The organism is Thermophilibacter provencensis (genome assembly GCF_030372065.1).
GTDB lineage: Bacteria > Actinomycetota > Coriobacteriia > Coriobacteriales > Atopobiaceae > Thermophilibacter > Thermophilibacter provencensis_A.
The window spans coordinates 215094-227348 of record NZ_JAUDEA010000002.1 but is presented as its reverse complement, the minus strand read 5'-3'; the positions used below and the strand labels follow the sequence as shown (position 1 = coordinate 227348).

General features: G+C 65.4%; 24 protein-coding genes. 20 read left to right on the top strand and 4 right to left on the bottom strand.

Translation table 11 applies throughout. The annotated features are described in order from the left end of the window. Positions 1-303: 303 nt before the first annotated feature. The 3 genes from QUW25_RS02655 to QUW25_RS02645 all read right to left on the bottom strand — a co-directional run bounded on the left by QUW25_RS02655 (position 304) and on the right by QUW25_RS02645 (position 2768). Positions 304-1437 (bottom strand): hypothetical protein, encoded by a 1134-nt coding sequence (locus tag QUW25_RS02655; protein WP_289510685.1) that lies wholly within the window; start codon positions 1435-1437, stop codon positions 304-306. Between the two features lie 87 nt (positions 1438-1524). Beyond that, entirely contained in the window at positions 1525-2118 is a 594-nt protein-coding gene (locus tag QUW25_RS02650) for a hypothetical protein (RefSeq protein WP_289510684.1), read from the bottom strand. Continuing rightward, on the bottom strand, positions 2118-2768 hold the full coding sequence (locus QUW25_RS02645; RefSeq protein WP_289510683.1) for a LexA family protein: 651 nt from the start codon (positions 2766-2768) through the stop codon (positions 2118-2120). The genes QUW25_RS02650 and QUW25_RS02645 overlap by 1 nt, the downstream gene beginning before the upstream one ends. 145 nt (positions 2769-2913) lie before the next feature. Between QUW25_RS02645 and QUW25_RS02640 the strand changes: the two genes are divergently transcribed. Then, entirely contained in the window at positions 2914-3123 is a 210-nt protein-coding gene (locus tag QUW25_RS02640; RefSeq protein ID WP_289510682.1) for a helix-turn-helix transcriptional regulator, read from the top strand. A gap of 489 nt (positions 3124-3612) precedes the next feature. Here the strand turns inward: QUW25_RS02640 and QUW25_RS02635 are convergent, their stop codons facing one another. Further along, positions 3613-3801 (bottom strand): hypothetical protein, encoded by a 189-nt coding sequence (locus tag QUW25_RS02635; protein WP_289510681.1) that lies wholly within the window; start codon positions 3799-3801, stop codon positions 3613-3615. A gap of 329 nt (positions 3802-4130) precedes the next feature. Here QUW25_RS02635 and QUW25_RS02630 point away from each other — a divergent pair, with 329 nt between their 5' ends. The 19 genes from QUW25_RS02630 (at position 4131) to QUW25_RS02540 (ending at position 12255) form a co-directional block, all read left to right on the top strand. Next, on the top strand, positions 4131-4361 hold the full coding sequence (locus QUW25_RS02630; RefSeq protein ID WP_289510680.1) for a hypothetical protein: 231 nt from the start codon (positions 4131-4133) through the stop codon (positions 4359-4361). 99 nt (positions 4362-4460) lie between these two features. Next, on the top strand, positions 4461-4643 hold the full coding sequence (locus QUW25_RS02625; RefSeq protein WP_289510679.1) for a hypothetical protein: 183 nt from the start codon (positions 4461-4463) through the stop codon (positions 4641-4643). Beyond that, complete coding sequence (locus tag QUW25_RS02620; RefSeq protein ID WP_289510678.1) at positions 4627-4899, top strand: hypothetical protein; 273 nt, start codon at positions 4627-4629, stop codon at positions 4897-4899. The genes QUW25_RS02625 and QUW25_RS02620 overlap by 17 nt, the downstream gene beginning before the upstream one ends. Next, positions 4890-5411 (top strand): hypothetical protein, encoded by a 522-nt coding sequence (locus tag QUW25_RS02615; protein WP_289510677.1) that lies wholly within the window; start codon positions 4890-4892, stop codon positions 5409-5411. The genes QUW25_RS02620 and QUW25_RS02615 overlap by 10 nt, the downstream gene beginning before the upstream one ends. Continuing rightward, positions 5408-5653: a hypothetical protein gene (locus tag QUW25_RS02610; protein ID WP_289510676.1), complete on the top strand. Its 246-nt coding sequence runs from the start codon at positions 5408-5410 to the stop codon at positions 5651-5653. Before QUW25_RS02615 ends, QUW25_RS02610 begins: the two co-directional genes overlap by 4 nt. Continuing rightward, on the top strand, positions 5640-6086 hold the full coding sequence (locus QUW25_RS02605) for a hypothetical protein (protein ID WP_289510675.1): 447 nt from the start codon (positions 5640-5642) through the stop codon (positions 6084-6086). Before QUW25_RS02610 ends, QUW25_RS02605 begins: the two co-directional genes overlap by 14 nt. After that, a complete protein-coding gene (locus QUW25_RS02600; RefSeq protein ID WP_289510674.1) occupies positions 6083-6430 on the top strand; it encodes a hypothetical protein in 348 nt (115 codons plus the stop codon). Before QUW25_RS02605 ends, QUW25_RS02600 begins: the two co-directional genes overlap by 4 nt. 12 nt (positions 6431-6442) lie before the next feature. Beyond that, a complete protein-coding gene (locus QUW25_RS02595) occupies positions 6443-7078 on the top strand; it encodes a hypothetical protein (RefSeq protein ID WP_289510673.1) in 636 nt (211 codons plus the stop codon). Between the two features lie 2 nt (positions 7079-7080). Further along, positions 7081-7647, top strand: a complete 567-nt coding sequence (locus QUW25_RS02590) for a hypothetical protein (RefSeq protein ID WP_289510672.1) — start codon at positions 7081-7083, stop codon at positions 7645-7647. Between the two features lie 66 nt (positions 7648-7713). After that, positions 7714-8304, top strand: a complete 591-nt coding sequence (locus QUW25_RS02585) for a hypothetical protein (protein WP_289510671.1) — start codon at positions 7714-7716, stop codon at positions 8302-8304. After that, positions 8292-9233 carry a DnaB-like helicase C-terminal domain-containing protein gene (locus QUW25_RS02580; RefSeq protein ID WP_289510670.1) on the top strand — a complete coding sequence of 314 codons (942 nt, stop codon included), beginning with the start codon at positions 8292-8294 and terminating at the stop codon, positions 9231-9233. Before QUW25_RS02585 ends, QUW25_RS02580 begins: the two co-directional genes overlap by 13 nt. Next, positions 9230-9409 carry a hypothetical protein gene (locus tag QUW25_RS02575; RefSeq protein ID WP_289510669.1) on the top strand — a complete coding sequence of 60 codons (180 nt, stop codon included), beginning with the start codon at positions 9230-9232 and terminating at the stop codon, positions 9407-9409. Before QUW25_RS02580 ends, QUW25_RS02575 begins: the two co-directional genes overlap by 4 nt. Further along, entirely contained in the window at positions 9390-9581 is a 192-nt protein-coding gene (locus QUW25_RS02570; protein ID WP_289510668.1) for a hypothetical protein, read from the top strand. Before QUW25_RS02575 ends, QUW25_RS02570 begins: the two co-directional genes overlap by 20 nt. Continuing rightward, positions 9571-9780 carry a hypothetical protein gene (locus QUW25_RS02565; RefSeq protein WP_289510667.1) on the top strand — a complete coding sequence of 70 codons (210 nt, stop codon included), beginning with the start codon at positions 9571-9573 and terminating at the stop codon, positions 9778-9780. Before QUW25_RS02570 ends, QUW25_RS02565 begins: the two co-directional genes overlap by 11 nt. Positions 9781-9868: 88 nt before the next feature. After that, positions 9869-10909, top strand: a complete 1041-nt coding sequence (locus tag QUW25_RS02560; RefSeq protein WP_289510666.1) for a hypothetical protein — start codon at positions 9869-9871, stop codon at positions 10907-10909. After that, positions 10906-11511 carry a hypothetical protein gene (locus tag QUW25_RS02555; RefSeq protein WP_289510665.1) on the top strand — a complete coding sequence of 202 codons (606 nt, stop codon included), beginning with the start codon at positions 10906-10908 and terminating at the stop codon, positions 11509-11511. The genes QUW25_RS02560 and QUW25_RS02555 overlap by 4 nt, the downstream gene beginning before the upstream one ends. Beyond that, positions 11508-11732: a hypothetical protein gene (locus QUW25_RS02550; RefSeq protein WP_289510664.1), complete on the top strand. Its 225-nt coding sequence runs from the start codon at positions 11508-11510 to the stop codon at positions 11730-11732. The genes QUW25_RS02555 and QUW25_RS02550 overlap by 4 nt, the downstream gene beginning before the upstream one ends. Further along, positions 11732-12022 (top strand): hypothetical protein, encoded by a 291-nt coding sequence (locus tag QUW25_RS02545; RefSeq protein ID WP_289510663.1) that lies wholly within the window; start codon positions 11732-11734, stop codon positions 12020-12022. Before QUW25_RS02550 ends, QUW25_RS02545 begins: the two co-directional genes overlap by 1 nt. Then, positions 12019-12255, top strand: a complete 237-nt coding sequence (locus tag QUW25_RS02540; RefSeq protein ID WP_289510662.1) for a hypothetical protein — start codon at positions 12019-12021, stop codon at positions 12253-12255. Before QUW25_RS02545 ends, QUW25_RS02540 begins: the two co-directional genes overlap by 4 nt.

Sequence of the window (12255 nt, the reverse complement as noted above, 5' to 3'; positions counted from 1 at the left end):
GCTTGAGGGCTCTTCTGACCTGCGGTTTTGCGGCCGAGAAGTGCGGGCCCTTCTCGGCTGACGCTCTGTTTGGGGCTCAGATATAAAATCTATTGCCCAAAACCTCCTCAAAGTGCCACGGTGGGCACGTGCGAGAAGCGCGCAGGCCCTCAAAACCCAAAACCTGCCCTTTTGGTGCAGAGAAGAACGACCCCGGCGCCCACGGCCCGTTGCGCGACCCTGTGTCCACCCCGCCCGCCATGCCGTATACTCAAGGAGTATAGTAACAACCTAATTTAACTGCGGAAACGTTGGTCGATTGTCCTAAATCGTCCCAAGCGAGCCATTATCACGCGCACGGTAGCGCATCCAGGCATCCGCGACCGCCGCCGCGAAGACCTCCCATCGCGGGCGGTCGTAGTGTATCTCGCCGACGTTTCGGCCCACGTGGCCCATCATTGCCTCGAGCATGTCCTCTGCCACTCCCAACTCCCAGCGCATGTAGGTGCGCCACGAGTTTCGGAGATTGCGGAATGGGATGGGTGAGAGGCCCGCGTCAGCGAGTCTGGCATCCCACGCGCGACCGGCTACGGCAGACCCGATGGGCTCTCCGCAGCCATTGTCGCACAGCCACTCGGCGTCCACCGCGAGCACGTCTGCCGCCCACGGCTCGGGCACCACAACCGGGCGCTCTGAGGAGCGAGTCTTTAATCGGTCAGCGACGTGGCCATAGCGGTCAACCTGTCGCACGATGTCTACCACAGCGAGCGTCATGCCGTGAACCTCCGTCTCTCGCACTTCAGCGCGGAGCGGCCCCAATGACTCGCCGACGCGGCACGACGCAAGACCGCACATTATCGCCGGTATGTATGCGGCTGTTCCCCTCACCGCGTCGAGGGCCGCAAGAAGCTCCGAGAGGGTGTACACGTCCTTGCTGTGCTCGCGTCCCGTGCGGCGCGGTATGCGGTAGTCCTCGCGGGCCACATTGGTTGGAGCGGCTTCGTAGAGGACGCACTTGGCAAGGACGCGCCCCATCAAAGCGAGTGACTTCCTCGCGCTCTCCGTGGTCATGCCCATCAGCCACTGCTGAACCCCCAGCGGGCGTATGTCGGTAACCGGTGTGTTACCCCATGCTGGGCAGACATGGGCGCGCCACGTGGACTCGTACATGGTCATGGAATGCGGAGCCATGTCCCCGGACTCCACGCGCTCGCGCAGCTCGGGGAGATACCACGCCTCGTAAGCCTGGCGCAGCGTGGGCGTGGGCCTATCCGCGCTGTGCTCCACGCGCAGCCGCGCCAGCGTCTCGTCGCCGTCGCGGCGCGAGCCGACGATGGTCATGGAGTGACGCGTGTAGCCGCGCCCGTCGTGGAGGTCGGCCCAGTAGCGCAGGCGGCGCCTGCCGTTTCCGGCGTCCTCGTTGGAGCCCCAGGTACTTCGTGCCCTGCGTCGTGGCATAATGGTGCCCTCCATCCTGTCGAGGGGTGGACCCTTTCGCGCTCGCAGGCTTGTCTTGGCGGACCCTGCGGGCGCGGTTTTTTGTGGCTAGGCTATGGGGCGGTCCCCCTCGGTGAGAGTCAGCGGCACACGCACGCCATCAACTACGGCGGTGTAGTCCGTGGATCCCTCACGGAGCATGAAGGGTACGGCCACGCGCACGGTCTGGCCGTCCTCGTACAGCTCGAAGCTGTAGTCGAAGCCTAGGCCGTACTCCCCGTAGCTGAAACCGGTGTTGGCCGGGGTGAGTGTCACGCCGTCGGAGTCCTCCAGCCACATCCTTCCGAGACGCATGGACGGGGTGGAGGTATCAACGCCGTCGTTTGTCAGCTTGAAGAGCAGGAAGCCCATGCAGTAGCCATCGCCGAATCCGCTGTTCTCGGTTGCCCGCTGACTCCATTCGAGGCCATCAACCGTGATAAGGAACTGCCCGCCGGTATTTGCGGCGTAGGAGATTTGCTCGCCCACCGCCGCCGTCTTAACCTCCGGCTCCGCTTCTTCCTCCACCACCTCTTCCGGCTCTTCCTCTGCGGCGGTGTCCTCCACCACCGGCGTATCGTCCGCCGTATCGGCGGGCTGCGACATGCAGCCTACGAGGGCGAGCGTCCCGACCAGCGCCACTGCCGCGATTTGCCTTTTCATCAGATTCCATCCTCCTTCTCAGCCTGGAACCAGACCACGACACCAACAAGCCTCACGGGGTCATCCCCGGTCAGAATGATGTCCTCGTACTCGGAAAAGCTGTCAGCCGTGAGCATGAGCGATGACTGGCCGCGATAGTAGCAACGGAGCACGCTGCGACCGTCCTCGAACTCGGCGACCACCGCGCGCCCGTTCGACGGCTCGGCGTCGGGGTCTACGAGCACGTGGCACCCCTCCGGGTAGCGGCGGTTCATGCAGTCTCCCTCGACCTTGAGGGCGAAGCACCTCGGGTGCCGCGACACGACGCCCTCGGGGAACTCGGCCTCGTAGTCGCTCTCGTGCTCGTCCATGCGCTCGCCCGCGTGGGTGCGACCGAGCACGCGGACGGGAACCATCGCGGAGGTGCCGCGCACGGGGATGGCGTTGGCAGGGAGGGCCCTATTCGTTACGAGCATCGAGTCGAGGGTCGTGTGATATAGCTCGGCCAGCTTCATCAAGGAGCCCATGTCGGGATCATTTTGCCCCTGCTCCCACCTTCTGAGCGTTCCGAGCGGGATATCAGCCGCTTCGGCTGCCTGTTTCTGCGTGAGGCCAGCCCTCCTGCGCATCTCTCCCATGTTGTTCTGCGGGGTCTTCTGATTTGACGGCATGGTAATCACCTCGCGCTTTCTCTGTTTGAGTACATATAACCATAAATCGGAGACATTTTTCTCAATTTGGGTTGAAAATATCCGCAAACTGGTTACTATGGTCATCAGTAACCACGCAGTGAGTACTCAGAGGGAGGTGAAGCCGATGAACAACATCGCTTCCGAGCGAGTGAAGCACAACCTCACCCAGGAAGGTCTTGCTGAGCGTCTTGGCGTTGTGTCAAGAACCATTCGAAGCTGGGAGAAGGACGAGACTTCCGTCCCGTCCAGCAAGGCCTGCGAGATGGCGCAGATGTTCGGCTGCTCCGTCGACTACCTGTTTGGTCTGACTGACGAGCGGCTGTCAACCGCCTAAGCACATACCACCACCAAAGACAGACCCCGACCGACGCAAGAGGCGAAGTCCGTGGGCAGGGGCGGATGAATCAGGGCTTGTCGGCTCCCCCAAAGAAGGGAACCGTCGGTGCGGGCTCCGTTGCGACGACCCGCACGAGTCGAGAGCGTCTGGATGGGCGCACGGGCGTTCCCACCACAAGGTGCCGTGCGCCGACCCCGGCGCTCTCGAAGGCGAGAGTGGCGAGGCGGGCGATGGGGATTCGCGCTGACCCACACAGCGCGGCAGGTCATGGCGACGGCCAAGACCGGGGCGTCAGGTACAAGACAAACATCTGTCTCTGCGCGCGCAGCCGTCTCCATCGTCCACCTCGCCGCTCTCGCAAGAACTGCGCGCGCCCGCCACGCTGGCGGCTTGCGGGCGTCGGGTGCATGGATACTGCCATGTCCTCTCCCGCCCGGCGTCACCCCCGACTCGGCGAGCCGTCGGCGTGGTGGGCGCGCAAGGGCGCTACAGGGTGCCCTCCTCCATCGACCACTGCTCGGCGACGGCGCCTAGCGCGCACACGGAGGCCTGCAGGGCCGACCTGCGCAGCTCCGTCACGAGCCAGGAGTGGTAGGCGCGGAGGAGCGCAAGGGCGCCCTCGTCGCGATCAGCGTCGTCGACGAGCGACGCCACGAAGTCCTCGAAGTCCGGCATGGGTTCCCCTTTCTACGTGTCCATCGGACGAGACGAGGCTATCGCAAGACCGGCCCCGCCATCGTCGCCGCCATGGCTCCGCAGTCGCGGGAAATAGGCTTCACGAGACCGGGGCGCGCCGCAACGGCGCTGCGAAGACGGCATGACAAGGGATGCCACCAGCAACGATGGGGACTACTCCTTTCGCCCATCGGGCGCGCGTGACCCGTGGCGGCGGCGGTGGCCGGGCCGGGAGGGCTTGACCAGATTTTCTGTTTATCGATGTAGAGAGCAGAGCGCCCCCGTGGTGCCGGAATCACCACGAGGGCAAAGACCAACGGAGGTCACACATGAGTATACCAGCAACGGAGTGGGGGTGCCCTCCGCCCAAGGACGGCGAGCACCCGGTCAGCGTGGCCGAGGCCGCGCGCCTGACCGGATACAGCAGGGACCGCATCCAGAAGCGCATCAGGCGGGGCATCCTGCCGTCCGTCATGCCGCTGGGCTACCAGCGCGGGCGGATGGTCTTCGTCTCGCAGCTGCGCTACGTCATGGAGAGGCCGGTGGTGGTCAATGTCTAGCGGAGTCGACGCGTTCTTCGAGCGCCACCCGGGCGCCGCGCTCGCCTTCATGCTGCTCTGCGCGCTGGCCGTCATGACGGCGGACGGGTGGTGGTAGCGATGGCGGGGTGGAGGAAGCCTCCCGCCTGCACGACGGGAGAGCCGTTCGAGCGCTGGGCGCACGAGATGCTTCGGCGCGGCTTCACGGCGTGGCAGGTGGCGAGCAAGGCTGGGGTTCCCGAGACGCGCGTGACGCAGGCCTATCACCGCGAGGAGGCGAGGCGCGATGCAGAGCGAGGCTGAGGCGGTGCGCGCGGCGGAGTCGTGCGTGTTGGGCGCGGCGGAGCGGCACATGTGCGCGCAGGATTCGCGCTGCGGCGGCAAGTGCTGGGAGTGCGACAACTACCACGAGATTCAGGTGAGCGACGAGCTGCCACCGGGACTGGCGCGCCAGCTGAGCTTCTGCGGCGCGTGCGTCGCGGACGGCTGCGTGACCGTCGTGGACAGGAGCGAGTGGCACTCGGCAGACGAGTGCTGGGAGGAGGACCGATGGAGCTGACGGACATCCAGCGCCTCGCCGTGGCGGAGGCCATGGGCAAGGCAATCAAGGACATGACCAACCCGCGCGGCGGCGCCCACGGCGCGCCAACGCTGCGCACCGAGTGCGACGACGCGCTCAGGCAGATGTACGAGGCTGAGGGCGTGGACCGCAAGCGCATCGTCATCAACGGCACGGAGGTCGGCACGCTCTCGGCGCGCCTCTCCAAGCCCGAGAGCGGGACGCGCGTCTCCATGAGCGACACGGGAGAGTTCGTCCGCTGGCTGCGCGAGTCCGACGGTGGCTTCGACGCGCTCTGGCGTCTTGTCACTTCGAGCAAGACGAACCAGGCCGTTATTGACGCCGCGACCGCAGACGGCGAGCTGCCGGACGGGTGCCGCGTGGAGGACTACGAGAGGCCGGCGACCTGGCTTGGGACCACCCTGCGCATCTCCGTCCCCAAGGTCGGCGCGGCGCTCGGAGCGGAGCTGCCGTCAGCGGTGATGGGTCTTCTGGGAGGTGGTCAGGAGTGAGCGATAGGCTTATCGGTCAGGCCGAGCGGGACATGCTCGGCAACGACCTGTTCTGGAGATTCCTCAAGTACGACAATGACATGCCCGGACACTTCATAGACCTTAGATGGACCGGCTACAACGACCACGACTGGTGGACGAAGTGGTCCAAGGGCGAAGAGGTCAAGGATCAGGCAGGGCGGAGGTTCCGCATCGACTTCTCGAACTGCAACGTGTACGAGGTGACCGATGCCCAAGACTAAGCCCAAGGCGCTCGGCACCTCGTGGGAGACCGACGTCGTGCGCTACACCAGGGCACAGCTCGACGACGACCGCATCGAGCGCCGCGCGCTCCACGGCTCCAAGGACATGGGCGACATCCACGGCCTCTACGCCCACGGCTTTGAGGGCATCATCGAGTGCAAGCGCGTCCGCGACATGGGAGCCAAGGCGCTCGCGGAGTACCAGAGGCAGACCATCGACGAGCGGGAGAACGCAGACGCCGACTTCGCGCTGCTCGTGGTCAAGAACTTCAACCACTCGGTGGGCGAGGCCTTCTGCTGGGTGACGCTGCGCGACCTCGCGCGCATCGCCCTGCCGCTCATGGTCTGCGACGGGTGGCTCGACGCCGCCGACGAGACGTGGGTCTGCATGCCGCTCTCGACGGCGTGCGCCCTCATGCGGGGCGACGCATGAGCGCCGAGAGCTGGCAGGCCGCGCTCAAGCGACAGGCGAGCAAGCTCCGCGAGAGGGACGCGAGACAGCCAGCCCCGTGGTGGGTGCGCTTCGACGCTCCGTCCAAAGGCATCTTCGCGCAGGGGAATGACGCGCACGTGATCAACCGCACGCTTTACGCCATGCGCGTGCCAGTGCGCCCGGCGCCCACCGACAGGGACGGCGTCACGTTCTACCCGCTGGACGACGCGGAGTTCGTCGTGGCGGAGGAGTCAGACATGCTCGCCGTGATGCGGTGCGTGCGGCTCACCGGGCTGCACGGGAGCTACCGCAAGGCGGGCGAGACAAAGGAGTACAGATTCTGAAAGGGGGAAGGCATGGGAGTACCCGTGCTCATCATCGGGGCGTCAGGCTCCGGCAAGTCAACGAGCCTCCGCAATTTCACGGAGGACGAGATTGGGCTTTTCAATGTCAGCGGTAAGCCGCTGCCGTTTCGCGGCGGCATGAAGTTCGCGCGCATAACCGATGCCGCGAAGATTCGCGCGCAGCTCGCCAAGGGCTCGCGACGCTGCTACGTCATTGACGACGCGCAGTACATCATGAGCTTCGAGGAGATGGACTCCAAGCTCACGGGCTTCGACAAGTGGAACAGCATCGGATACGGCTTCATCGGCCTCGTCCGCAGCGTGCTCGACCTGCCGGGGGACACCATCGTCTACTTCCTCATGCACAGCGAAGTCGGAGACGACGGAAGGCTCAAGGCCAAGACGCTCGGAAAGCTCATCGACAACCACTACACGCTGGAGGGCCTGTTCCCGGTCGTACTCATGGCAAACAGCACCAAGGAGCGCCACTGGTTCACGACCGTCAACGACGGCGGCTCGACCGTCAAGGCCCCCATGGGCATGTTCGAGCAGGCGGAGATTGACAACGACCTCAAGGCCGTTGACGCCGCGATCAGGTCTTACTGGGGGCTCGCGCCCCTCACCGACAACGAGAAGAAGGAGAGCTAGACATGCCCAAGATTTCGTGGAACGACGTCACCGAGAGCCGTGGCGGCGTCGTGAGCACGCTGCCTTCCGGCGCGTACAAGTGCCAAATCACCAAGGCCGAGTTCGTCACGACCAAGAAGGGGGCCGCCGCGCTCGTCGTGGTCTGGGACGTGGCCGAAGGCGAGCACAAGGGCCACTTCTCGGAGGCCTTTTTCGAGGGCAAGGACTTCCGCCACAACGACTACCTCATGCTGGAGGGCAAGGCGCTCGGCATGACCAAGCACAAGCTCCACGCGCTCGCCGACGCCAACCCAGGCTTCAAGCCGACCGCAGCCATCGACTCCGACCAGGCGCAGCCGTTCGTCGGCAAGACGTGCTACCTGCTCCTGCAGGAGCGCAAGTACACCTACAACGGGCGCGACCAGTCCGAGGTCAACGTCGTTGACTGGCTCAGCCCCGACGAGTTCCGTGCGGGAGACTTCAAGGTGCCGGAGACGCTGGACGAGCGCGAGGCGCAGGCAGCGCCCGCGACCATTGCTGCCCCGCAGCCTCCACAGCCAGACCTCTATGACGAAGACGTTCCCTTCTAGCAGGGTAAACACAACCGACTGACGGGGCCTCTTCGGAGGCCCCTCCCATGCCGCGAGGAGGTGCGAGTGGGCGGCTTCTACAAGTTCCGCGAGAGCGACGTGGAGGGCCTGACCCTCATGCTCTCGCACATCCCGCAGCAGAGCTTCGACAGACGGTGCCGGATGGCGCTCACATGCCTTGCCAATACGTGGGCTGACCCGGCTCGCTGCCCAGTACCGTTCTTCTCGCTTGGGCAGAGGACGCTCTCCGAGAGGACTGGCGAGACCCCGCGCGCGTGCCAGAAGTTCTTCGAGCAAATGGAGCGAGACGGATGGATCGTCCGCGTCGGCACGGAGACGAACCGAGGTGGGAGGTTCGTGCTGCGCACGTTCTCGTGGATGGCCGAGTCTGAGGGGGTCAAACCCCAGCACGAGGAAAAAGGGTTTGAGGGGGTCAAACCCTCAAGGGTTGCACCCCTAGCTGAAAGCCCAGCAAAAAGGGTTGCACCGGTCAAACCCTACGCAAGGAAAAAGGGTTGCACATCAGAACTCTCAGAAGAGAGTTCAGAAGGTGGCGGTTCCCCGGCTGACGCCGGGGACCGCCCGACCGTACGAGACACGCTCGCGGAGATCATAAGCGCGAGAGAGAGGGGTGAGGAGCCGGAATGGCTGAGGTAGGGAAGGAGTGGGAGAGGTTCGCCGCGTCCCTGTACGACCCTGAGCAGGACGAGCTGGACTTCGCCGACCCGCCAACCGTGGTGGGGACCGGCGTGCCGTCGCTCGACTTGGTGCTCATGGGAGGGCTCGCGCCTGGGTGCCACGTCCTCATGGCGCAGCCCGGGGCGGGCAAGAGCGCGCTCGCCCTCCACGTGGCAATGTGCGTCGCCGCGCAGGGTGGGCGCGTGCTCTTCGCGTCAACCGAGATGACACGCCAGCAGTGCCTTGCGCGACTGTCGGCTGCCGTTGCGCACTCTACGCCGGGGATACCCGACTTCTACTGGTCGGCATGGGAGCAGATGGGCCGCAACGCCAGGCGCGAGATGGCCTCGTTCGACCTCGACGCGCAGGGGAGGCTCGACTATCTCGGCAACTTCGCCGCGATACGGGCGCTGCGCGAGCTGAGGCGCGCCTGCCCCGGACTCGCCGTCTCGGACGACGGTCGCGTCGCGTCCGTGGCGGCGCTGCGCGAGACGTGCGCGGACGGTCGAGCCGCCGGGATGGACCTGCTCGTCGTTGACTACCTCCAGCGCCTGCGCCCGCCAGAGGGTTGCGAGCGCGAGGACCAGTACAGGCAGGTGACGGAGACGAGCCGCGCCCTCATGGACATGGCGCGCGAGCTCTCGCTGCCGGTGCTCGTCATATCGAGCATGAACAGAGAGGCGATGCGCTCGAAGGAGGCGTCCATGAGCGGGGGCCGTGGGTCGGGTGACATCGAGTTCGACGCCGTGAGCATCTGGCAGCTCATGCGCGACGGCGAGGACGAGGGCGGGTTCCAGCGCGTTTCGCTCCACGTGACCAAGAACCGGCGCGGGCCGACCACGGGCGAGCGCCCGCTGCGCCTGCTCTTTGACACGAGGCACAACACGTTCTCGGAGGTGGGCGAGTGATCAAGCGAAAGAGATTGACGGACGAGGGCCAGCACGGCATCTTCTGCCCGATGCGCTACGAGGGCGAGGGCAAGTGCATGGGCCAGGCGTGCGCGTGGTGGGTTGACGAGGACGAGCGGAGCGGCCACTGCGCCGTGCTCGACTGGGGGAGGCGCGATGGCAGGGATGCCGACTGACCCATTCGCCCGCCGCCGCCAGCGCCAGCGCGACGAGTTCGAGCGGACGTGCTGGGAGATGGCGTCCAAGGGCTACTCGTGGCGTCTCGTGGCAGAGCGCACGGGAGCCACGCCAGACGAGTGCCGCCACGCCGCGCGCTGCCACGAGAGGCGTGAGCGGCGTGGCAGGTGATGGCAGGGCGCGCCGCCGCCACGGCGAGCCGGACTGCATGGGCCTCTACGAGGGCGGCGAGTGCGAGCTGTGCCTCTTCCGCCGCGAGTGCCGCCTCAGGGCGTGGGAGGTCGAGGACGCGCGGGAGCGCGCGACCGAAGCTAGCGAGAATGGCCCTGAGAGCCGCGAGAGCGACCGTAGGGGCGACGAAACGACATAGGCGGCGCGGATTGCCCGCACAGGAGCACAGAGAGCGTCTGACGGGCCTCTAGGCACCGCAGAACACATTTCACCTGATGGAGGTACAAATGACCGGAATCGAGCGCCTGCGCGAGTTCGCCAAGGGATGCAGGCTCATAGGGCAGAGAGCTTACAGCAACGCCATCGGCGACATCGCCGACCAAATTGCCAGCGAGAACATCGAGGACACTGAGGCCGTCGCGTGGGTGCGCGAGCACGGCGGGCTGGATAGCGTCAAGAAGCGGCTCGACTGGGTGGTCGGTCACTGCTCGACTGAGCAGCAGCTCGACTTCGACTTCTGGCTGTCTGGTCGCGTGATGCACGAGCTTGGCTTCGATGAGGACATGGCCGGCCGCGACGAGGTCGAGCGCAGGCTTCTCTCCCGCCTCATGCCCGAGGACAAGGAATGGCCAAGGTACAAGGACGGCGCTCCCGTCAACTTCGATGACGACGTCGTTGACGCGGAGGGCTTCGAGCTCAAGGTCAAGTCGTTCGAGTTCCACCCGAACGGATTCACGCTGCACGGTGAGTTCGATGAGTCGCACTGGTACGAGGAAGACGACCGACTCGACTATCCCGCGCCCAAGGTGCTCGACGCGGACGGGGTGGAGATTCGCGTGGGGGACACGGTGTGCGGCACGCGAGACATGGAGCCTATGCGGGTCGTCGATACCGACTACCGCGAGTGCGGGTTCAAGCGCATCAAGTGCGAGAAAGAGGGCGAAGGGTTCTTTTTCTACTACGCGGACGAACTGACGCACAAGCTGCCCATCCTCGCCGTCGACGACAAGCCGCTGCGCGAGGGGGAGACGGTGTGGAAGCTCGACGATGACAGGCCCTACACGCTGAAGCGATTCGATGGCGAACACGTGTACATCAACGCGGGAGGCAGCTCCTTCGACACTTGGACGTTCCCGAACAAGCTCACCCACGAGCGCCCCGTCGTGGGCACATGGGAGCGGCTGGAGGAGGACGTGGCCGGGGCCTCGTGCCCGGACGTCTACTGCGTGAATCACCACGTCGACGCGAGCGACACGAGCTACGAGTGGGCCATGGCCCGCGACATCGTGCGCCGCGCGAGGGAGCTGGCGGGGCGTGATGCGTCATGAGGGTGCTCTGCGCCTGCGAGGAGTCGCAGGCCGTCACGTCCGAGCTGCGCAGGCTCGGCCATGAGGCGTACAGCTGCGACCTGCTCCCCTGCGGGGGGGGGTTCCCGGAGTGGCACGTCCAAGCGGACGCCCTGGAGGTGGCGAAGCTGGCGTGGGACATGGTCATCGCGTTCCCGCCCTGCACGCACCTCAGCAGCAGCGGGGCGAGGTGGTTCCCGGAGAAGCGTCGGGACGGGCGGCAGCAGATGGGCATAGGGTTCTTCCTCGCCTTCACCGCGCTCGACCACGTACCGAGGGTTGCGATCGAAAACCCTGTTGGCATCATGTCCAAGCTCTATCGCAAGCCAGACCAGATCATCCAGCCGTGGCAGTTCGGGCACCCCGAGACGAAGGCCACGTGCCTGTGGCTCAAGGGGCTCCCGCCGCTGAGGCCGACGAACGACGTGAGAGTGGAGATGGATGCGATGGACGACAGGGACAGGCACCGAGTGCACCACATGCCACCGGGCCCGGAGAGGGCGCGCATGAGGAGCAGGACGTACCCCGGCGTCGCGCGGGCCATGGCCGAGCAGTGGGGTGCGCTGGCGGAGAGTGGGCAGTGATGTGCGAGTTCTGCGAGCAGGGCGAGCACGTCAAAGCTATGACTGGCACTACGACTGGCACCTACAAGTTCGACGTGAGCCTCGTGTGGGAGGGCGGAAAGTGGCGTCTCGTCACCATTGCAAGGACCAATATCGCAGCGCTCTTCACTGAGGTAGAGGCTTCGTTCTCGATTGAGTACTGCCCCATGTGCGGGCGCAGGCTGGCGGAGAGTGGGCAGTGATGGCCGACATCCTCATCGACGACCTTGACATGTCCGAGTGCGGCCTCAGCGTGTGGGACCAGGACAAGAGCAGCTGCCACATGCTGCTCCGCCCGCCGCACACCATGACCCTCACGATCGCGAACGGGCGAAACAGGAAGCCCGGCCCCTGGTACTACGGAATCGAGTTCACGAGCAGGGAGCAGTGGTTCAAGTTCGTGAGGCTGGTCAACGCCATGAACCGGCGAGTCAAGAAGCTGCCGAGGGACGAGCACGGGTTCCCGATTCTCGAGGGGGCGAGCGAGTTATGAACGCCGAGTACGTCTGCCTCGCCGTGCCGCTCATAGAGGTTGACACCGGCCTCATCCACACCGAGTACGTATCGCGCGAGCGCGTCGTGCGGTGCTGGGACTGCAAGCACGCGGAACCGTGCCCGCTCGCGGACAGCGAGAAGCTGATTTGCGCCTTCCACGACGAGATGCTTGTGAATCCAGATGACTTCTGCGCGTGGGGAGAGCCGAGAGTCAAGAGAGACAAGGAGTGA

Coding starts and splice junctions, on each gene's coding strand:
- QUW25_RS02655 (WP_289510685.1), bottom strand. CDS start 1,437: ATGCCACGACGCAGGGCACGAAGTACCTGGGGCTCCAACGAGGACGCC.
- QUW25_RS02650 (WP_289510684.1), bottom strand. CDS start 2,118: ATGAAAAGGCAAATCGCGGCAGTGGCGCTGGTCGGGACGCTCGCCCTC.
- QUW25_RS02645 (WP_289510683.1), bottom strand. CDS start 2,768: ATGCCGTCAAATCAGAAGACCCCGCAGAACAACATGGGAGAGATGCGC.
- QUW25_RS02640 (WP_289510682.1), top strand. CDS start 2,914: ATGAACAACATCGCTTCCGAGCGAGTGAAGCACAACCTCACCCAGGAA.
- QUW25_RS02635 (WP_289510681.1), bottom strand. CDS start 3,801: ATGCCGGACTTCGAGGACTTCGTGGCGTCGCTCGTCGACGACGCTGAT.
- QUW25_RS02630 (WP_289510680.1), top strand. CDS start 4,131: ATGAGTATACCAGCAACGGAGTGGGGGTGCCCTCCGCCCAAGGACGGC.
- QUW25_RS02625 (WP_289510679.1), top strand. CDS start 4,461: ATGGCGGGGTGGAGGAAGCCTCCCGCCTGCACGACGGGAGAGCCGTTC.
- QUW25_RS02620 (WP_289510678.1), top strand. CDS start 4,627: ATGCAGAGCGAGGCTGAGGCGGTGCGCGCGGCGGAGTCGTGCGTGTTG.
- QUW25_RS02615 (WP_289510677.1), top strand. CDS start 4,890: ATGGAGCTGACGGACATCCAGCGCCTCGCCGTGGCGGAGGCCATGGGC.
- QUW25_RS02605 (WP_289510675.1), top strand. CDS start 5,640: ATGCCCAAGACTAAGCCCAAGGCGCTCGGCACCTCGTGGGAGACCGAC.
- QUW25_RS02600 (WP_289510674.1), top strand. CDS start 6,083: ATGAGCGCCGAGAGCTGGCAGGCCGCGCTCAAGCGACAGGCGAGCAAG.
- QUW25_RS02595 (WP_289510673.1), top strand. CDS start 6,443: ATGGGAGTACCCGTGCTCATCATCGGGGCGTCAGGCTCCGGCAAGTCA.
- QUW25_RS02590 (WP_289510672.1), top strand. CDS start 7,081: ATGCCCAAGATTTCGTGGAACGACGTCACCGAGAGCCGTGGCGGCGTC.
- QUW25_RS02580 (WP_289510670.1), top strand. CDS start 8,292: ATGGCTGAGGTAGGGAAGGAGTGGGAGAGGTTCGCCGCGTCCCTGTAC.
- QUW25_RS02570 (WP_289510668.1), top strand. CDS start 9,390: ATGGCAGGGATGCCGACTGACCCATTCGCCCGCCGCCGCCAGCGCCAG.
- QUW25_RS02560 (WP_289510666.1), top strand. CDS start 9,869: ATGACCGGAATCGAGCGCCTGCGCGAGTTCGCCAAGGGATGCAGGCTC.
- QUW25_RS02555 (WP_289510665.1), top strand. CDS start 10,906: ATGAGGGTGCTCTGCGCCTGCGAGGAGTCGCAGGCCGTCACGTCCGAG.
- QUW25_RS02545 (WP_289510663.1), top strand. CDS start 11,732: ATGGCCGACATCCTCATCGACGACCTTGACATGTCCGAGTGCGGCCTC.
- QUW25_RS02540 (WP_289510662.1), top strand. CDS start 12,019: ATGAACGCCGAGTACGTCTGCCTCGCCGTGCCGCTCATAGAGGTTGAC.